Source organism: Streptomyces parvulus (genome assembly GCF_014648855.1).
GTDB classification, from domain to species: Bacteria; Actinomycetota; Actinomycetes; order Streptomycetales; family Streptomycetaceae; genus Streptomyces; species Streptomyces parvulus.
Genome location: NZ_BMRX01000003.1, coordinates 182,422 through 201,056, shown reverse-complemented (window position 1 = coordinate 201,056; position 18,635 = coordinate 182,422). Strand labels below are relative to the sequence as shown.

18 protein-coding genes are annotated in these 18,635 nt (G+C 74.7%); 9 read left to right on the top strand and 9 right to left on the bottom strand.

All coding sequences use genetic code 11. The features are described from left to right. Positions 1-10: 10 nt before the first annotated feature. Together IE108_RS06370 and IE108_RS06365 are read left to right on the top strand one after the other, a co-directional pair. Positions 11-973, top strand: a complete 963-nt coding sequence (locus tag IE108_RS06370) for an electron transfer flavoprotein subunit alpha/FixB family protein (protein ID WP_064726541.1) — start codon at positions 11-13, stop codon at positions 971-973. Between the two features lie 162 nt (positions 974-1,135). After that, entirely contained in the window at positions 1,136-2,434 is a 1,299-nt protein-coding gene (locus tag IE108_RS06365) for a DUF6986 family protein (RefSeq protein WP_064726540.1), read from the top strand. A gap of 64 nt (positions 2,435-2,498) precedes the next feature. On the opposite strand, the gene IE108_RS06360 is transcribed toward IE108_RS06365, so the two are convergent. After that, entirely contained in the window at positions 2,499-3,368 is an 870-nt protein-coding gene (locus IE108_RS06360) for a hypothetical protein (protein WP_229851681.1), read from the bottom strand. A 13-nt stretch (positions 3,369-3,381) separates the two neighbouring features. Then, positions 3,382-4,458 carry a LacI family DNA-binding transcriptional regulator gene (locus IE108_RS06355; protein WP_064726539.1) on the bottom strand — a complete coding sequence of 359 codons (1,077 nt, stop codon included), beginning with the start codon at positions 4,456-4,458 and terminating at the stop codon, positions 3,382-3,384. Positions 4,459-4,695: 237 nt separating this feature from the next. Here IE108_RS06355 and IE108_RS06350 point away from each other — a divergent pair, with 237 nt between their 5' ends. The 3 genes from IE108_RS06350 (at position 4,696) to IE108_RS06340 (ending at position 7,182) form a co-directional block, all read left to right on the top strand. After that, on the top strand, positions 4,696-5,649 hold the full coding sequence (locus tag IE108_RS06350; protein WP_064726538.1) for an ROK family protein: 954 nt from the start codon (positions 4,696-4,698) through the stop codon (positions 5,647-5,649). Between the two features lie 138 nt (positions 5,650-5,787). Beyond that, a complete protein-coding gene (locus IE108_RS06345) occupies positions 5,788-5,982 on the top strand; it encodes a hypothetical protein (protein ID WP_064726537.1) in 195 nt (64 codons plus the stop codon). A 156-nt stretch (positions 5,983-6,138) separates the two neighbouring features. Next, the gene (locus IE108_RS06340; RefSeq protein WP_064726536.1) at positions 6,139-7,182 is read left to right on the top strand and encodes an NUDIX hydrolase; all 1,044 of its coding nucleotides are present in this window, start codon (positions 6,139-6,141) and stop codon (positions 7,180-7,182) included. 116 nt (positions 7,183-7,298) lie between these two features. Here IE108_RS06340 and IE108_RS06335 read toward each other — a convergent pair whose 3' ends face one another. Then, positions 7,299-8,654, bottom strand: coding sequence for a dipeptidase (locus IE108_RS06335; protein ID WP_064726535.1), 1,356 nt, complete (start codon positions 8,652-8,654; stop codon positions 7,299-7,301). Between the two features lie 144 nt (positions 8,655-8,798). Between IE108_RS06335 and IE108_RS06330 the strand changes: the two genes are divergently transcribed. The 3 genes from IE108_RS06330 to IE108_RS06320 all read left to right on the top strand — a co-directional run bounded on the left by IE108_RS06330 (position 8,799) and on the right by IE108_RS06320 (position 12,469). Then, a complete protein-coding gene (locus IE108_RS06330; protein WP_064726534.1) occupies positions 8,799-10,031 on the top strand; it encodes a geranylgeranyl reductase family protein in 1,233 nt (410 codons plus the stop codon). 540 nt (positions 10,032-10,571) lie between these two features. Further along, positions 10,572-11,807 carry a sensor histidine kinase gene (locus IE108_RS06325; protein ID WP_107420068.1) on the top strand — a complete coding sequence of 412 codons (1,236 nt, stop codon included), beginning with the start codon at positions 10,572-10,574 and terminating at the stop codon, positions 11,805-11,807. Next, positions 11,804-12,469, top strand: a complete 666-nt coding sequence (locus IE108_RS06320) for a response regulator transcription factor (RefSeq protein WP_064726532.1) — start codon at positions 11,804-11,806, stop codon at positions 12,467-12,469. The genes IE108_RS06325 and IE108_RS06320 overlap by 4 nt, the downstream gene beginning before the upstream one ends. On the opposite strand, the gene IE108_RS06315 is transcribed toward IE108_RS06320, so the two are convergent. Beyond that, complete coding sequence (locus IE108_RS06315; protein ID WP_064726531.1) at positions 12,430-12,714, bottom strand: DUF6332 family protein; 285 nt, start codon at positions 12,712-12,714, stop codon at positions 12,430-12,432. The two genes, IE108_RS06320 and IE108_RS06315, sit on opposite strands and share 40 nt — an antisense overlap. 73 nt (positions 12,715-12,787) lie before the next feature. Here IE108_RS06315 and IE108_RS06310 point away from each other — a divergent pair, with 73 nt between their 5' ends. After that, the gene (locus IE108_RS06310; protein ID WP_064726530.1) at positions 12,788-13,180 is read left to right on the top strand and encodes a MarR family winged helix-turn-helix transcriptional regulator; all 393 of its coding nucleotides are present in this window, start codon (positions 12,788-12,790) and stop codon (positions 13,178-13,180) included. A 22-nt stretch (positions 13,181-13,202) separates the two neighbouring features. On the opposite strand, the gene IE108_RS06305 is transcribed toward IE108_RS06310, so the two are convergent. The 5 genes from IE108_RS06305 to IE108_RS06285 form a co-directional block, all read right to left on the bottom strand. After that, complete coding sequence (locus IE108_RS06305; protein WP_064726529.1) at positions 13,203-14,378, bottom strand: MFS transporter; 1,176 nt, start codon at positions 14,376-14,378, stop codon at positions 13,203-13,205. 187 nt (positions 14,379-14,565) lie between these two features. Beyond that, positions 14,566-15,771 carry a cysteine desulfurase-like protein gene (locus IE108_RS06300; protein ID WP_064726528.1) on the bottom strand — a complete coding sequence of 402 codons (1,206 nt, stop codon included), beginning with the start codon at positions 15,769-15,771 and terminating at the stop codon, positions 14,566-14,568. A 97-nt stretch (positions 15,772-15,868) separates the two neighbouring features. Beyond that, a complete protein-coding gene (locus IE108_RS06295) occupies positions 15,869-16,933 on the bottom strand; it encodes an ABC-2 transporter permease (RefSeq protein WP_079163427.1) in 1,065 nt (354 codons plus the stop codon). 117 nt (positions 16,934-17,050) lie between these two features. After that, on the bottom strand, positions 17,051-17,641 hold the full coding sequence (locus IE108_RS06290; protein WP_064726527.1) for a Dps family protein: 591 nt from the start codon (positions 17,639-17,641) through the stop codon (positions 17,051-17,053). A 147-nt stretch (positions 17,642-17,788) separates the two neighbouring features. Then, entirely contained in the window at positions 17,789-18,484 is a 696-nt protein-coding gene (locus tag IE108_RS06285; RefSeq protein WP_064726526.1) for a phosphatase PAP2 family protein, read from the bottom strand. Between the last annotated feature and the right edge of the window lie 151 nt (positions 18,485-18,635).

Sequence of the window (18,635 nt, the reverse complement as noted above, 5' to 3'; positions counted from 1 at the left end):
AAGAAGTCCCATGGCTGAAGTTCTCGTCTACGTCGATCACGTGGACGGTGCCGTCCGCAAGCCGACCCTGGAGCTGCTGACCCTGGCCCGCCGCATCGGCGAGCCGGTCGCCGTCGCGCTGGGCAACGGCGCCGCCGACACCGCCGCCGCGCTCGCCGAGCACGGCGCGGTCAAGGTCCTCACCCACGAGGCCGCCGAGTACGCCGACTACCTGGTCGTGCCGAAGGTCGACGCCCTCCAGGCGGCCGCCGAGGCCGTCTCCCCGGCCGCCGTGCTGGTCCCGTCCTCCGCCGAGGGCAAGGAGATCGCCGCCCGCTTGGCGCTGCGCCTGGGCTCCGGCGTCATCACCGACGCCGTCGACCTCGAGGCCGGCGACCAGGGCCCCGTGGCCACCCAGTCGGTGTTCGCCGCCGCCTTCACCACCAAGTCCCGCGTCTCCAAGGGCACCCCGGTCATCACGGTCAAGCCCAACAGCGCCGCAGTCGAGCCCGCCCCCGCCGCCGGTGCGGTCGAGGCGCTGTCGGTGTCCTTCTCCGCCGCCGCGACCGGCACCAAGGTCACCGCGCGCACGCCGCGCGAGTCGACCGGCCGCCCGGAGCTGACCGAGGCCGCGATCGTCGTCTCCGGCGGCCGCGGCGTCAACGGCGAGGAGAACTTCGCGATCATCGAGGCGCTCGCCGACTCCCTCGGCGCGGCCGTCGGCGCCTCGCGCGCCGCGGTGGACGCGGGCTGGTACCCGCACACCAACCAGGTGGGCCAGACCGGCAAGTCCGTCTCGCCGCAGCTGTACATCGCCTCGGGCATCTCCGGCGCGATCCAGCACCGCGCGGGCATGCAGACCTCGAAGACGATCGTGGCGATCAACAAGGACGCCGAGGCCCCGATCTTCGACCTGGTCGACTACGGCGTGGTCGGCGACCTCTTCGACGTCGTCCCGCAGCTCACCGAGGAAGTGAAGTCCCGCAAGGGCTGATCGTCCCGCCGCCTCGCCGAGGCCCCCGCGACCGTCGTCCTGGTCGCGGGGGCCTCGGCGTCTGCGCAGGATGGTGTTGACCGGCGGGGAACCGGCGGATAACTTCGCTCTACGGATGTTTGATTCCGGTCAGCGGAAAAGTAGTAGCCAGGAGGGTGTGGGATGGGTCAGCAGGAGAAGGTGGCAACGAGCCTCGCGGGCGCCGTCGGCGAGGAGATCAGTGCCTCCCTCGCACCGGTCGACGCGGAGCTGGAGCGCCGCTACCCCGGAGACCCGGGCACCCGCCAGCCCGTCCACACCGTGTACGTGCCCGGGGACGTCTTCGACGCCGGCACCATCCGCTCCTGGGGCGACCAGGCCCTCGCCGCCCTCGACGAACACGCCCCGGACGCCGCGTCCTTCGCCCGGGTCCTCGGGCTCACCGACGACCTCGCCGAGCCCGTGTACGGCCGCGTACGCGCCAAGCTGGAGCGCGAGCCGATCGAGGACCTGCGAGTCGACTTCGAGGACGGCTACGGCAACCGCACCGACGCCGAGGAGGACGAGGCCGCCGCGCGTGCCGCCCGTCTGATCGCCGAGGCGTACGAACAGGGCACGGCCGCCCCGTACATGGGCATCCGCATGAAGTGCATGGAGGCTCCGGTGCGGGCCCGCGGCATCCGCACCCTCGACGTGTTCCTCAGCGGCCTGATGGAGGCCGGCGGCCTGCCCGACGGGCTGGTCCTCACCCTGCCCAAGGTGACCTACCCCGAGCAGGTCACGGCCATGGTGCGGCTCCTGGAGGCCTTCGAGAAGGCGCGCGGTCTGACGCCCGGCCGGATCGGCTTCGAGATACAGATCGAGACCAGCCAGTCCATCCTGGCAGCCGACGGCACGGCCGCCGTCGCCCGCATGATCCAGGCCGCCGAGGGCCGCGCCACCGGCCTGCACTACGGCACCTTCGACTACAGCGCCTGCCTCGGCGTCTCCGCCGCCCACCAGGCCAGCGACCACCCCGCCGCCGACCACGCCAAGGCCGTCATGCAGGTCGCCGCCGCCGGCACCGGCGTACGCGTCTCGGACGGCTCGACCAACGTGCTGCCGGTCGGTCCCACCGCCAAGGTGCACGACGCCTGGCGCCTGCACTACGGCCTCACCCGCCGCGCCCTCGCCCGCGCCTACTACCAGGGCTGGGACATGCACCCCGGCCACATCCCCACCCGGTACGCGGCGGTCTTCGCCTTCTACCGCGAGGGCTTCGAGCAGGCCGCCGGCCGTCTCGCCCGCTACGTGAACCGCGCCGGCGGCGACGTCATGGACGAGCCCGCCACCGCCAAGGCCCTCAGCGGCTACCTCCTGCGCGGCCTGGACTGCGGCGCCCTCGACAACGGCGAGGTCGCCCGCCTCACCGGCCTGACCCGCACCGACCTGGAGTCCTTCTCGGCGCCCCGCCGCGGGGACCTGACGGCCTCGGCGCAGTAGGGCGCCCCGGCCGGCCGGACGACCGCTCCGGCCGGCGCCGCGCCGCGTCGCCCCCCCCGCCGCCCTACGGTGCCGGCGGGGCGGGCGGTGGGCCGGGTTCACCGTCCCGGTCCCGGCGCACGTACCGCTCCAGACCGGACGCCGTCACCCGCCGTTCCTCGGCGAACAGCCGCGTGCCCCGGTCGCACAGCGCGCGGTCGGCGCGGGCCCGTGCGCAGAACTCCTCGGGCGTGGTTCCGAACAGGGCGCGCAGCCGGGGCGACGCGCGCAGCAGGCCGGTGATCAGGGGCCGCTGCTCACCCGGGTGGCGGCGCGGGGCGCCGGTGCCGTCGTGCAGGACCCCGTGCCGGTTGACGTAGACGTGGGCGCCGCCGAGCACCGCGCCGTCGGGCGCCCGCACCTGGACGTCGTCCGCGGGGAGCCAGGCGCGGTCGAAGTTGCCCCCGGCCATGGGCACGCCCTCGCTCGCGTCGACCACGGCGAGCTGCTCGGGGTCCAGCCACAGGACGAACAGCTCCCGTACGACACCGGGGGCGCGCACCGGTGAGGCGGAGACGTAGCCCATCCGGCTCACGTGAGCGGAGACCCCGACGTCCAGGCCGGTGACCCGGCTGCGGACCATCGGGATCGGCGAGTCGACGCCGAACTCGGCCATCTTGTGGCGCAGCTGACCCGGGCTCGCGTTGGAGCCGATCGCCAGCACCGGGACCCGGTCGTCGCCGTCCCCGCGCACCGGCCGGTCCAGCGGCAGCAGCCGGTCGCCGTCGAGCAGCCCGGACTCCCGGGGCCACGCGCCGGGGTACAGCAGCGGCTGCTCACGCGGCACGCCGGCCAGGCCGAGCGCCTCCAGCGTCCGGTCGTCGCCGTCGGCCGGCGCGGCCGCGCGGGTTCCCTCGGGAGGCCGCCTCGGGGAGCCTTCGCCCGGTGGTGGCATCGGCACGGCCGCCTCAGACCGCGGGCGGCAGCTCGCCCGAGCCGCGGGTGACGAGCCTGGTCGGCAGCTCGATGCGGTCCGGGGCCAGGAGTGTGCCGTCCAGCTGGCGGAAGAGGCGCTCGGCGGCGGTCCGGCCGAGGGCGGCGGCGTCCTGCGCGACCACGGTGACGCCGGGCTGGAGCAGGTCGGCCAGCTCGATGTCGTCGAAGCCGACCAGCGCGACGCGGGCGGTGTGCTCCGCCAGGACGCGGATGACGGTGACGGTCACCCGGTTGTTGCCGGTGAAGACGGCGGTGACCGGACGCGGGTCCGCGAGCATCTCCTCGGCGGCCCGCCGCACCCGCTCGGGGTCGGTGACGCCGAGGGACATCCAGGAGTCCTCCACCGGGATGCCCGCGTCCTCCATGGCGGCCCGGTAGCCGCGCAGCCGCTCGGCGGCGGTGTGGATGCGGGGCATGTCGCCGATGAAGCCGATCCTGCGGTGCCCGTGCGCGATGAGGTGGGCCACGCCGTCGCGGGCGCCGCCGAAGTTGTCGGACACCACCACGTCCGCGTCGATCTGGCCCGCCGGGCGGTCCACGAACACCGTCGCGACCCCGGCCTTCAGCTCGGGTTCGAGGTACCGGTGGTCGTCCCCGGCCGGGATGACCACGAGACCGTCGACGCGGCGCGCGCACAGCGCCAGCACCAGCTCCTGCTCGCGGTCCGGGTCCTCCGCGCTCGACCCGTTGATCAGCAGTGCGCCGTGCGCGCGGGCGACCTCCTCGACGGCGCGGCTGAGCGGTCCGTAGAACGGGTCGGCCAGGTCCTCCAGGACCAGGCCGATGCTCGCGGTCCGGCCCTTGCGCAGCACCCGCGCGCTGTCGTTGCGGCGGAAGCCGAGGGCGTCGATGGCCTCCTGGACCCGGCGCTCGGTCTCCGGGGTGACGCCGGGCTCCCCATTGACGACCCGGGAGACGGTCTTCAGGCCGACCCCGGCACGGGCCGCGACGTCCTTCATGGTGGGGCGATTGCCGTAGCGGTTCCCGGGGAGGCGGTCTGCGCGGCGGGTCGTGTCGGGCACGATGCGGTGTCCTGTCCTGTCGTCCACGGGAGTGCGTCGGCTCCTGTCGTCCACGGGGGATGTGTCGGTCATGCGTTTGTATGAGGATGTGGCGTCGAGCATAGAGCCTGGACAACGTTGTCAGATGCGGGAGACACTGTCCATCGCACTCTCCGGTCCTCGTCCCCACCGGGGACCGGCCCCGGGTGCGCCCTTGTGTTCGCCTTCTTCGCTTGTTTTTTCGCTAGTTTTTCGTTTTCGGTCCGACGGGGAGATCCGACTCTGATGCACACCGACCTCGTGGCAGCGCTGGACATCGGCGGCACCAAGATCGCCGGCGCGCTGGTGGACGGCGACGGCCGCATCCACGCGCGTGCCCAGCGTCCGACGCCCGCCCAGGAGGCCGGCGACACCGTGATGGGCGCCGTCGAGGCCGTCCTCGCGGAGCTGACGGCGTCGCCGCTGTGGGGGCGGGCCACGGCCGTCGGCATCGGCAGCGCGGGCCCGGTGGACGCCTCCGCCGGCACGGTCAGCCCGGTGAACGTGCCCGGCTGGCGCGACTACCCCCTGGTCCGCCGGGTCCGGGACGCCGTCGGTGACCTGCCCGTCGAGCTGATCGGCGACGGCGTGGCCATCACGGCGGCCGAGCACTGGCAGGGTGCCGCCCGGGGGCACGACAACGCGCTCTGCATGGTGGTGTCCACGGGCGTCGGCGGCGGCCTGGTGCTCGGCGGCCGGCTCCACCCGGGGCCGACGGGGAACTCCGGCCACATCGGCCACATCAGCGTGGACCTGGACGGCGACCCCTGCCCGTGCGGTGCGCGCGGCTGCGTGGAGCGCATAGCGAGCGGCCCCAACATCGCCCGGCGCGCCCTGGACGCGGGCTGGCGGCCCGGGCCGGACGGCGACACCTCCGCCGCCGCGGTCGCCGCCGCGGCCCGCCTCGGCGACCCGGTGGCGGTCGCCTCCTTCGAACGCGCGGCACAGGCCCTCGCCGCCGGCATCGCCGCCACGGCGACCCTCGTCGAGATCGACATCGCCGTGGTGGGCGGCGGCGTGGGCAAGGCGGGCGACGTCCTCTTCACCCCGCTGCGCAAGGCGCTGACCGACTACGCCACGCTCTCCTTCGTGCAGCGCCTGGTCGTCGTACCCGCCCAGATGGGGACGGACGCCGGGCTCGTGGGCGCGGCGGCGGCCGCGCTGACCAAGGCGCCGGGGGCCAGGCCCGCGCACGTCTGAGTCCCGGCGGACGTGGCGCCGGGAGCGCGGCGTGGTGGCCGGTGGCAGCCGGGCGGGGCTTGCGGGCCCACCGGCCGGGCCGACGGCTTTCCCGGCGCGCACCCGTGACCACGGCGCCGCCCCGTAGTTGAACGGGGCATGAAGAAGCGCAGCATGCTCGCCCTCGCGTCCCTCGCCACCGGCTTCGTCGTCGCGGCCGTCACCCCGTCCCACGCCGCTCCGAGCGAGCTCCCGCTCGGCCTCGACGTGGAGGACACGGTCAGCACCGTCGAGGACACGGTGGCCACCGACAGCCTGACCCTGGACGAGGACTCCCTGGGCCGCCTGGGCTGACGCCCGCCGCACCTTCCGCACCCGCCCGGCCGCACGGCGCCGGTGCCCCTGTCCCCGGGGGCGCCGGCGCCGCTGTCGTAGGCCCTCAACTGGGCCTGGTTTCCGTGGCAGGGTGGAGCGGGCAAGCCACAGGGGGCCAACAGAAGAGGGGGACCTGTGACCGTCGTCTGGATCAACGGCGCGTTCGGTGCGGGGAAGACCACCACCGCACGGGAACTGATCGAACTGATCCCGAACAGCACGCTCTTCGACCCCGAGGTCATCGGCGGGGCACTGGTGCACCTGCTGCCGCCCAAGCGGCTGGCCGAGGTCGGCGACTACCAGGACCTGCCGATGTGGCGGCGCCTGGTGATCGACACGGCGGCCGCGATGCTCGCCGACCTCGGCGGGACCCTGGTGGTCCCGATGACCCTGCTCCGCCAGGAGTACCGGGACGAGATCTTCGGCGGCCTGGCCGCCCGCCGGATCGAGGTCCGCCACGTCCTGCTGGCCCCGGCCGAAACGATCCTGCGGGAGCGCATAGCGAGCCGCGAGACACCCGAGGACCTGCCGGACGGGGAGATACGCGTACGCCAGTGGTGCTACGACCACATCGAGCCGTACCGGTCCGCCCTGGCGTCCTGGCTCACGGCCGACGCCCACCCGGTCGACACCGGCACCCTCACGCCGTACGAGGCCGCCGCCCGGGTCGCGGAGGCCGTCGGCTCCGGCGCCGTCCCCGTGTGCGACATCGTGCAGACGCCCGAACCCACCGGTGAGACCGTCGCCGCCGGTGTCCTGCTCTTCGACGACCACGACCGCGTGCTGCTCGTCGACCCCACCTACAAGCCGGGCTGGGAGTTCCCCGGCGGCGTCGTCGAACCCGGCGAGGCGCCCGCCCGCGCGGGCATGCGGGAGGTCCGGGAGGAGACCGGCCTCCTCCTCGACGACGTACCCGCCCTTCTGGTCGTCGACTGGGAACGGCCCGCACCGCCCGCCTACGGCGGCCTGCGGATGCTCTTCGACGGCGGGCGCCTCGACTCCGCCGACGCCGGGCGGGTGCTGCTCCCCGGCCAGGAACTGCGCGACTGGCGCTTCGTCACCGAGGACGAGGCGGCGGGGCTGCTGCCCCCCGTCCGCTACGAGCGGCTGCGCTGGGCCCTGCGGGCCAGGGAACGCGGCGCCGCCCTCTACCTGGAGGCGGGCACCCCCGTCGGCTGAGGCCGGACGACCGCCCCGTGGCCCCGCGCGGCGCCCCGCTCGCGGCCGGCGCGAGCGGGGCCCCTCGTCGGCGAGGACCTCTGCCGCCGACGGTGTTCCCGGGCGGCGGCTCCGGCTCAGCTCGCCGCGTAGTTCCGCAGGAACAGCGCCTCGGCCACCGACAGCCGCTCCAGCTCCTGCGGGGACACGCTCTCGTTCACCGCGTGGATCTGCGCCTCCGGCTCGCTCAGTCCGATCAGCAGGATCTCGGCCTCCGGGTAGAGCGACGCCAGGGTGTTGCACAGCGGGATGGACCCGCCCTGGCCGGCGTACTGCATCTCCTCGCCGGGGTACGCCACTGCCATCGCGTCCGCCATGGCCTGGTAAGCCGGGCTGGTGGTGTCCGCGCGGAACGCCTGCCCCTGGCCGATCTGCTCGACGGCGACCCGGGCGCCCCACGGCGTCCGCGCCTCCAGGTGCGCCTGGAGCAGCTTCGTGGCCTCGGCGGCGTCGACGCCCGGCGGCACCCGGAGGCTCACCAGCGCGCGGGCGCCCGCCTGGACCGACGGGGTGGCGCCGACGACCGGCGGGCAGTCGATGCCGAGCACCGTGACGGAGGGCCGGGCCCAGATCCGGTCCGCGACCGAGCCGGAGCCGATCAGCTCCACGCCGTCCAGTACCCGCGCGTCACGGCGGAACTGCTCCTCGTCGTAGGCCAGGCCGTCCCAGGTGCTGTCCGCCGCCAGCCCGTCGACGGTCGTCGAGCCGTCCTCGGCGCGCAGCGAGTCCAGGACCCGGATGAGCGCGGCCAGCGCGTCGGGCGCGGCGCCGCCGAACTGGCCGGAGTGCAGGTTCCCTTGCAGCGTGTCCACGCGCACGCGCAGCAGGGTCATGCCGCGCAGCGTCGAGGTGACCGTCGGCAGGCCCACCCGGAAGTTGCCCGCGTCGCCGATGACGATCGTGTCGGCGGCCAGCAGCGCGGGGTGCGCCTCGGCGTACCGCTCCAGACCGCCGGTGCCCTGCTCCTCCGAGCCCTCGGCGATCACCTTGACGTGCACCGGCACACCGCCGTTGGCCTTGAGCGCGCGCAGCGCGAGCAGGTGCATCAGCACACCGCCCTTGCAGTCGGCCGCGCCGCGCCCGTACCAGCGGCCGTCGCGCTCGGTCAGCTCGAAGGGCGGGGTGTCCCAGCCGGCCTCGTCCAGCGGGGGCTGCACGTCGTAGTGCGCGTAGAGCAGCACCGTCTTGGCGCCCTCGGGCCCCGGCAGGTAGCCGTACACCGACTGCGTGCCGTCCGGCGTGTCGAGCAGGTCCACGTCCTGGAAGCCCTCGGCGCGCAGGGCCGACGCTATCCAGTTGGCGGCGCCGACGCTCTCGCTGCGCGGGAACTGGTCGAAGTCCGCCACCGATTTGAAGGCCACCAGCGCGGCGAGTTCCTCCTTCGCCCGGGGCAGCAGCGAGGAAACGGTCTCGGCGACCGGATTCGACGACATGGGCACGCTCCTTGTGGGTGCGACGTTGTACCAAGGAGTACTTGGATTGACGGGCCGATCCTCCCACAGTGGCCTGCGGCGATGGCCGCCGTAGGATGCGGGGGTCAGGTGCGGCATGCGGTTTGATCGGAGCAGTAGACCATCGTGAGCAGCGAGAACTCTTCGGCGGACGACGCGCGTCAGGTCTGGGACGTCGTCGTGGTGGGCGCGGGACCCGCGGGGGCCTCGGCCGCCTACGCGGCGGCGGTCGCGGGGCGCCGCGTGCTCGTGCTGGAGAAGGCGGAGCTGCCCCGCTACAAGACGTGCGGCGGCGGCATCATCGGTCCCTCGCGGGACACCCTCCCGCCCGGCTTCGACCTGCCCCTGCGGGACCGTGTGCACGCGGTGACCTTCTCGCACAACGGGCGCTTCACCCGGACCCGGCGCTCCCGGCAGATGCTCTTCGGGCTGATCAACCGGCCCGAGTTCGACCAGCAGCTCGTCGAGCACGCGCAGAAGGCCGGCGCGGAGGTGCGCACCGGGGTGACGGTGACGCGGGTGGAGCAGCACGGCTCGGCGGTTCCGGACCGGCGCACGGTCGCCGTCGTCCTCCAGGGCGGGGAGACGGTGCTGGCGCGGGCGGTCGTCGGCGCGGACGGCAGCGCCAGCCGGATAGGCGCGCACGTCGGGGTGAAGCTGGACCAGGTCGACCTCGGTCTGGAGGCGGAGATCCCGGTGCCGGACACGGTCGCCGAGGACTGGAAGGGGCGCGTCCTCATCGACTGGGGGCCGATGCCGGGCAGTTACGGCTGGGTGTTCCCCAAGGGCGACACGCTCACCGTCGGCGTGATCTCCGCGCGCGGTGAGGGCGCGGCGACCAAGCGGTACCTGGAGGACTTCGTCGGGCGGCTCGGCCTCGCCGGCTTCGAGCCCAGCATCTCCTCGGGCCACCTCACCCGCTGCCGCGCCGACGACTCACCGCTCTCCCGGGGCCGGGTCCTGGTGTGCGGCGACGCGGCGGGCCTCCTGGAGCCCTGGACCCGTGAGGGGATCTCCTTCGCGCTGCGGTCGGGCCGGCTCGCGGGGGAGTGGGCGGTCCGGATCTCCGAGGCGCACGACGCGGTGGACGCGCGCAGGCAGGCGCTGAACTACGCCTTCGCCATCAAGGCCGGGCTGGGCGTGGAGATGAGCGTCGGCAAGCGGATGCTGGCCGTCTTCGAGCGCCGCCCGGGCCTGTTCCACGCGGCGCTGACCGGCTTCCGGCCGGCCTGGAAGGCGTTCAAGGACATCACGCAGGGTTCGACCTCCCTGGGCGAACTGGTCCGCGGCCACCCGCTGGCCCAGCGCGCCCTGGCAGCGATGGACCGCCGCCCGTCTCCGACGGAGGACGCGACCTGACGGGGTAGTGGGGAGCTGCTCCGTAGCGGGCCCGCCGCCCCACGCATGGTCGTACGGCACGGGAGCAGCACCGTCGCCGGGCACTCTGGGGTCCCCCGAGCCCCTTGGTCGGCGGCCCCGCATGGACCCACCCGGGGGCGCGCAGCACGGAAGCTCCCCACCCCCTGGCCGGGTGTCGCGCGGACCCACCCAGGTACGCCGAGCAGGGAGGCTCCCCACCCCCTGGCCGGGTGTCGGGTGGACCCACCCAGGTACGCCGAGCAGGGAGGCTCCTCAGCTCTCAGGCCGGACGCCGCGTGCACCCACCCAGGCGCGCCGAGCACGGAGGCTCCCCACCCCCTGGCCGGCGCCGCGTGCACCCACCCAGGGGCGCGGGGAACTGCGCGCCCAGCCACATCCCACCCGCACCCGACCCCCGGCAGAAGCCCCCACCTCCGGACGCCCCACCCCGCGGAGCCCCGCCGTACTTCTCAGGGAGTACCCCTGATCACCCCACTCGGCTGACGCCGCCGCACGCCCCCGGCGTCTAGCGTGGCCGGCATGGACGCACAGCACGAGCGCGGCGCCGGGCCCCCGCGGTGGTGGCGGCACGGCCCCCCGTGGTGGGACCGGCGCGGCGACGAGGACCGCCCCCGGTGGCCCTGGCGTTCCACCGCGCTGATCACGGCGTTCGTGTTTATCGGCTCCAACTTCGCCGCCCACGCCCAGGAGGGCGAGCGCGCCGCCCTGGACCCCTTCGCGCGGGCGCTGCTCCTCGTCACCGGCGCCGCCCTGCTGTGGCGCCGGCGCCACCCCGTGGCCGTGGTGTTCTGCACGGCGGCCACCACCCTGGTCTACCTGGGCGCCGGATACCCGTACGGGCCGGTGTTCCTGGCCGTCGCGGTGGCCTGCTTCAGCGCCCTGGTCGCCGGGCACCGCCGCGCGGCGTGGGCGGCGATGGCGACGCTGTGGGCCGGACACGTGCTGGTGGCGCACTGGCTCTTCCGCTGGCTGCCGCCGTCCGGTGACGACGCCGCGCCCTGGGGGCAGGAGATCGTGATCGCCACCTGGGTCGTGGCGATCGTGGCCCTGTCGGAGCTGGTCAGGACCCGGCGCGAGCAGTGGGCGAGGGACCGGGCCGAACGCGCCGAGGCGGCGAAGCGCCGCGCGGACGAGGAGCGCCTGCGGATCGCCCGCGAACTCCACGACGTCCTCGCGCACAGCATCTCCGTCATCAACGTGCAGGCGGGCGTGGGTCTCGCCCTGCTCGACTCGGACCCGGAGCAGGCGCGCGCCGCGCTCACCACCATCAAGGACCAGAGCAAGGAGGCACTCGGCGAAGTGCGCCAGGTCCTCGACACCCTGCGCACCCCGGGCGACGCCCCACGCACCCCGGCCCCCGGGCTGGACCGGCTGCCCGAACTGGTCGAACAGGCGGCGAGCGCGGGCCTCACCGTGGAGGTCGAGGGGAAACCGCCACGGCTGTCACCGGGGACCGACCTGGCGGCGTTCCGCATCGTCCAGGAGGCGCTCACCAACGTGGTGCGGCACTCCGGTTCGCGGCACGCGCGCGTGCTGCTCGCCAGGGACGGCCGCACCCTGCGGCTGCGCGTCGACGACGACGGACCCGCCACCGGCGCCGACGCGGGCGGCGGCGGCAACGGGCTGGCCGGGATGCGGGAGCGGGCGGCGGCGCTGGGTGGCACCATCGAGGCGGGCCCGCGCGCCGACGGCGGCTTCCGCGTGCTCGCCGCCCTGCCGATCGACGTGGCCCGCACGAAGGAGGAGGACCGGTGATCCGCGTACTGCTCGCCGACGACCAGTCCCTGGTGAGGGCCGGCTTCCGGGCCCTGCTGGACGCCCAGGCCGACATCGAGGTGGTCGCCGAGGCCGCCGACGGCGAGGAGGCGGTGCGCCGGATCCGCGAACTGCGCCCCGACGTCGTCCTGATGGACATCCGCATGCCCGTGCTCGACGGCCTGGCGGCGACCCGCCGCATCACCGGGGAGGACACGCTGCGGGAGGTGCGGGTCGTCATGCTCACCACCTTCGAACTCGACGAGTACGTCTTCGAGGCGATCCGCTCGGGCGCCTCCGGCTTCCTGGTCAAGGACACCGAACCGGAGGAACTCCTGCGCGCCGTAAGGGCGGTGGTGGGCGGCGACGCACTGCTGTCGCCGGGGGTGACCCGGCGGCTGATCTCCGAGTTCGCCGCCCGCTCCAAGGAGCCCGCGGCGGCCGCCGGGATGGCCCGGCTCACCGAGCGGGAGCGGGAGGTGATGGCGCTGGTCGGCATCGGCCTGTCCAACGAGGAGATCGCCCGCAGACTGGTCGTCAGCCCGCTCACCGCGAAGACCCACGTGAGCCGCACCATGGTGAAGCTGGGCGCCCGCGACCGCGCCCAACTGGTCGTCCTCGCCTACGAGTCCGGGTTGGTCCGGCCGGGCTGGCTGGGCTGACCCCCGCGCCCGAACCGCACCAGCACGCTCACCACCCGCACCAGGAACACCACCCCGCCCAGCGCGGCCCCCACGGCGACGAGCGCGCTCCGCGCACCGTCCGGCAGGGAGAAGAGGTACGCCGGTCCGGCCACCGCGCCGAACAGCACCGCCGCCGCGAACGCCGCGCTGCACAGCGCGTAGCCGATCTCGACCGTCATGGCGTCCCGTTCGCCCTGGGTGCGCCGGCCCCCGTATGTCTCCATGCCGGCAAGTCTCCCAGAGCCGGCCCCCGTTGCGACCGGTCGTGGTCCGGGCGGGCGCTGCTACGGTGCGCCCATGGCGGGGGACGGGTCCGAACAGGCGCTGGTCGCGCGGTGGCGCGACATGCTGGCACTGCACGCCAGGACCCAGTGCGAACTCGACCGCGCGCTGCACCGGCACGGCCTGTGCGGAAGCGACTTCGAGGTACTCGACATCCTGGCGGCCTCACCGGACGACGACGGCTCCTGCGGCTACCGCGTGCAGCAGATCTCCGAGCGGGTCCACCTGAGCCAGAGCGCGCTGTCCCGGCTCGTCGCCCGCCTGGAGCGGGACGGTCTGGTCGAACGCTCGCTGTGCCCGGAGGACCGGCGCGGCGTACGCGTGGCCCTCACCCCGGAGGGACGCGCCCGGTACGGCGAGGCGCTCCCGGTGCAACGGGCGGTGCTGAACCGGATGCTGGCGCGCTGACCCTCCCTGGGGACCGCGCGGATCAGCCCGCCGCCGCGGCCCGCCGGGTGGCGACGGCGACTAGCACCGCCACGGCCGCGAGCGCCGCCACGCTGGTGAGCGCGGCCGACAGCGAGAACCAGTCCGCCATGAAACCGATCGCGGGCGGCCCGAGCAGCATGCCGCCGTAACCCAGCGTGGACGCGGTCGCGACCCCGCTCGGCCCGCCCAGGGCGCCGGCCCGCTCGACGGCGACCGGGAAGATGTTGGCGAGTCCGAGTCCGGTGATCGCGAAGCCGAACAGCGCCGCCCACACCGACGGGGCGAGCGCGCCGATGAGCATGCCGGCCACGGCGGTGGTGCCGCCCGCCACCACCGTGGTGGTCCGGCCCAGCCGCTCCAGCAGCGTGGTCCCCGTCAGTCGGCCGACGGTCATCGCGAGCGCGAAGCAGGAGTAGCCGGCCGCGGCCAGACCCGGCGAGGCGTCCAGGTCCTGCTCCAGGTGGAGCGCCCCCCAGTCGGCCATGGCTCCCTCGCCGTACGCGGTGCACAGGGCGATCAGGCCGAAGGTGATCACGAGGCGGCGGGTACGGCGGTCCGGGCGGCGCGGGGAGCCGTCGTCCCCGGCGGCCGGGCGGTCCGGCGGCGCGGCCGGCTCGCACCGGAGCAGGGCGCGGCCCGCGACGAGGGTCACGAGCAGCCCGATCAGGGTGAGCCCGAACAGGTGCCGCGTGGGGGACAGCGACCCGGCGACCAGTCCGCCCAGTCCGGCGCCGACCATGCCGCCGAGGCTGAACGCCGCGTGGAAGCTCGGCATGATCGGCCGCCGTAGCACGGCCACCAGGTCGACGGCGGCGCTGTTGAAGGCGACGTTGATCCCGCCGTACGCGCTGCCGAACACCAGCAGGACGGCGCCCAGGGCGAGCGCCGAGTGGGTGAGCGGGGGCAGCGCGATGCTGAGGCAGAGCAGGACCGCGCAGGCGACGGTGACGGGATGGCTGCCGTAGCGGCGGACCAGCCGTCCCGTGAGCGTCATGGTGACGACGGCACCGGCCGAGACGCCGAGCAGGGCCAGCCCGAGGGCGCTGGCGGAGGCGCCGGTCTGCTCCTTGATGGCGGGGATTCGGACCACCCAGCCGGCGAAGACGAAGCCGTCCAGGGCGAAGAAGGCGGTCAGGGCGATGCGGAGGCGGGTGAGATCGTCGCGGGAGCCCGGCACGGCGCTGTGCGAGCGGGTTTTGTTTATTGGCGGCACAAAGTCAGGCTAGGTGCCGGACGGGGACCGCGGCAAGGCACGGTTCCCGGTCCGTGCCACCCGGCGGACCCGCCGGTGATCCCGGACCGCGCCGGGGCGGGGGGCGCTGTGCACGGTCCCTCCCGGAGGAGCGCCGGTCGCGCGCCGCCGGTCAGCCGGTGGTGAGGGAGGCGAGAGCCGTCAGCAGGCGGTCCACGTCGTCGGCGCTGGTGTACGGGGCGAGGCCGACGCGGACGCCGCCCTCGTCGCCCAGGCCCAGGTGGCGTGCGGCCTCCAGCGCGTAGAAGGTGCCGGCGGGCGCGTCGACGCCGCGTTCGGCGAGCCGCCGGTACACCTCGGCCGGGCTCAGACCCGCCACGGTGAACAGCAGGGTGGGCGTGCGCCGCGCGGCGCGGGAGTGGACCGTGACCCCGTCGAGGCCGGCCAGGCCCTGCTCGATCCGGCCGCGCAGCGCGTCCTCGTGTGCCTCCAGGGCGGCGAAGGAGGCGACGAGGCGCTCCCTGCGCGTGCCGCCCGCCTCCGTTTCGAGTCCGGCGAGGAAGTCCACCGCGGCACGGGCGCCGGCCAGCAGCTCGTACGGCAGCGTGCCCAGCTCGAACCGCTCCGGCACGGCGTCGCTCGACGGCAGCAGCTTGTCCGGGCGCAGCGTCTCCAGGAACTCGGGCCGCGCCGCCAGCACGCCGAGGTGCGGGCCGAGGAACTTGTAGGGCGAGCAGACCAGCGTGTCCGCGCCGAGGGCCGCCGGGTCCACGACCGCGTGCGAGGCGTAGTGCACGGCGTCCACGTGCAGCAGCGCGCCGGCGCCGTGGGTCAGACGGGCGACGGCCGGCAGGTCGGGCATGGTGCCGATCAGATTGGAGGCCGCCGTCACGGCGACCAGCCGGGTGCGCGGGGAGAGCACCGCCTCGATGTGCTCGGGCAGCAGCTCCCCGGTGGCCGGGTCGAAGTCCGCCCACCGCACGCTCGCGCCCGCCGCCTCGGCCGCCTGGATCCAGGGCCGGATGTTGGAGTCGTGGTCGAGGCGTGTGACGACCACCTCGTCGCCCGGGCCCCAGTCCTTCGCGAGCGTGCGGGCCAGGTCGTAGGCGAGCTGGGTGGCGCTGCGGCCGAGGACGATCCCCCGCGGCTCGGTGCCCAGCAGGTCGCCCAGCGCACCGCGGGCGTCCGCGACGATGCCGTCCGCGTTGCGCTCGCCCTCGGTGGTCCGGCCCCGGTTGGCCAGCGGGTTGGCCAGCGCCTCGGTGATGGCGTCGATGACCGGCTGCGGGGTCTGGGTGCCGCCCGGCGCGTCGAAACGGGCCGAGCCGGACTTCAGAGCGGGTATCTGCGCGCGGATCGCGTCGACGTCCAGGGCCATGTGCACTCCAACCGAAGGCGGACAGTCCGCCCTCATGATCGCAGCCGGGGCGCGGTCGGAACAGACGGGGCGGTCGGCGGGCTCCCCGGCGCGCGGTTCAGGCGCCGTCCGCCGCCGCCGCGTCCTTCTCGCGCCCGCCGGGGTGCCGGTGCCGCCAGATCCAGAAGACCACGCAGGACAACAGGGCCCAGCCGCCCAGCACGAGGAAGGGGAACACGTGCTGGTGCCCCTGGAAGTACACGGCGGTGTGCTGCGCGTTGACCGACCCGCCCGGCGGCAGCCACCGGCCGATCACCCCCAGCGGGGACGGCAGCAGCGGCCAGGAGACCGCGCCGCCGGACGACGGATTGCCGAGGATCACCATCAGGCCCCAGGTCGGCAGCATCGCCCAGCGCCCGAACAGGGTGTTGAACATGGTGAAGACCATGCCGGAGGTGAACAGGGTGAGCGCCAGGATCAGCCACGACTCCGCGAACGGCAGGTCGAGCGCGCCCAGCAGCCAGTCCACCGTCGCCGCGATGGCGAAGCCGCCGAGCAGCGCGTAGGCCAGCGTGAACAGGATGCGCTCGAACGGCAGCAGGGACGACGCGTTGACACTGAGCTGGATCGCCCCGACGAAACCGATGATCACCGCCGCCAGCGAGATGTAGAAGATGGCCAGTCCGCGGGGGTCGCCCTCCTGGAGGGGGTTGATGTCCCGTACGGACACCTGGACCCCGGTCTTCCGCCCTACTGCCGGTGCCGCGTCGGAGAGCAGCTCGGCGACCGAGGCGCCCGACGCGCTGGACAGGTCGAGGACGGCGGTCCGGCCCCCTTCGCGCAACTCGAAGATCGCGAAGACCTCCTGGTCCTGCAGGGCCCCGACCGCCGCGGCCCGGGTGTCGTAGGTGTGCACCTTCACCGAGGCGCTCAGCGCCTGCTCCAGCCCGCCCAGGAAGGCCCGGCCGCGCGCCTGGTCGTACGACCCCACCACCGCCGTGGGGATCGAGCGGGGCGTCGGGTCCGCCATGGAGTAGGTGTACGAACCCGCGAAGAGGCCCGCGGCGGCGGCGAGGATCAGCACCAGCACGGTGGCCGGCCAGAACGGCGACTGCCGGAACGCGGACCAGCGCCGCCCGCGGGCCGGAGGCCTGCCGTGAGCGCCGTGGGACATGTGGGCCATGTCCCGGACGCTTCCACAGCCGTACCGAAAGGGCATCAGGAGCGCCCTCGCCCGGGGGTGCACGGAGCGTGAGGGGAGTGGCCCCCGGCGAGGGCGCGGGACTTCGGGGCGGTGGGGTCAGACGTGCACCAGCGGCGTGTCGACCAGGTGCTCCGCGACGAACCACGCCTGGAGTTCGTTGGTGCGGATCACTTCGGACACCAGCAGGTCGTTGGTGCCGTCGTCGCCCAGCTCCTGCGTGCGGGCCGCGGCGTCATGGCACTCCGTCAGGATCAGTTCGTGCGCCTCGAGGAGCCGCGAGAGCATCGCCGGCACCTCCTCCACGCCGTCCGGGGGGCGCGGCACGGTGGTGATCTCGGCGACGTGCCGGGGATCGCCGACCGCCACGCCGCCCAGCGTCTGGACGCGTTCGGCGAGGGTGTCGACCAGTTCGAGCTGTTCACCGGCGTGCTTGTCCAGCAGCAGGTGCAGTTGGTAGAACGTCGCACCGCGCATCAGCCAGTGGTACTTCTTGTACAGGTCGTGCAGGATCCGGGTGTCCGCCAGGACCTTGTTGAGCCGCTGGCCGGAGTAGAGGCGCGTCTCCATGCTCAGCGCCACGGGGAACTGCTTGACGGTGCCGAACTCCTGGATGATCCGGCCCTTCTGGTGCAGCCACGGCTGGCTGCCGTCGGACCGGTGTTCCGCCGACGACGACTTCGACCTCACGCCTGGACTCCTTCGGGAGGGGACTGAAGAGCGGACCGGCGCCCGGCGCCGGCTTCGGTTCCCCCCGCGCGACAGTCGACCAGCACCGCGCCGACCCCGCAAACGCTGGCCGCGCCCCGGGCGGCGGCGTGGGCCCGCCGCCGCCGACTACCGGGGGGCGACGGGGGCCGGCGGTGCGGTGTCGGGGGCGTAGACCGACCGGACGCCCGATACCGGCGCCGCCGCCGCGGCGGCCAGCGCGGCGGCGGCGCTGGCGATGCCCACGACGGCGCCCGCGGCGACGTCGCCCGGGTAGTGGACGCCGGTGTGGACCCGGGAGTAGCCGACCGCGCTCGCCAGGGCGCCCAGGGGCACGGCGGCCGCCGGCAGGACGACGCCGACGGCCGTGGCGAAGGCGACGGCGGCGGCCGTGTGCCCAGAGGGGAAGGAGGCCGACGCGGGCATCGGCACGTACCGGTCCACGGTCACCCGCGCCGACTCGCGGTCCGGCCGCGCCCGGTGCACCAGGCGCTTGCCCAGCAGGTTGGTGGTGGCCGAGGCCACGGCGACCGCACCCGCCCCGACGAGGGCGGCCCGCCGCGCCCGCGCACCGCTCAGGGAGAGGGCGGCGGCGATCCCGAGGGAGACCTTCGAGTGGTCGGCGGCGTGGGAGAGGCGGCGCAGCGCCCGGTCGAGGGTGGGCGTGGGGGTGGCGGCGACGGCCGCGTAGAGGGCGCCGTCGACCGCGCGCAGGTCCCCGAGCACGGCCGCTACGGCCCGGCCCGGGGTGCGCCGGACGGACGGGCGCGGGACTCGTGGGCCACGGGTGGTGCCGGCCCGGCCGGTGCTGGTCGGTTCGGTCATCGGCTCCTGCTCCCTGGGGAGACGGCCGGGATCGCCCGGTGCGTCGAGTAACGGGGTGCCGGGCGTGGTCCGTCGCCGTACCACCCTGGTCCGCCTCGGCGCCCGCGGCGCGTCGGCGGGGTCCGTCCGGGGGAGCCGGGGACCCGTCCGG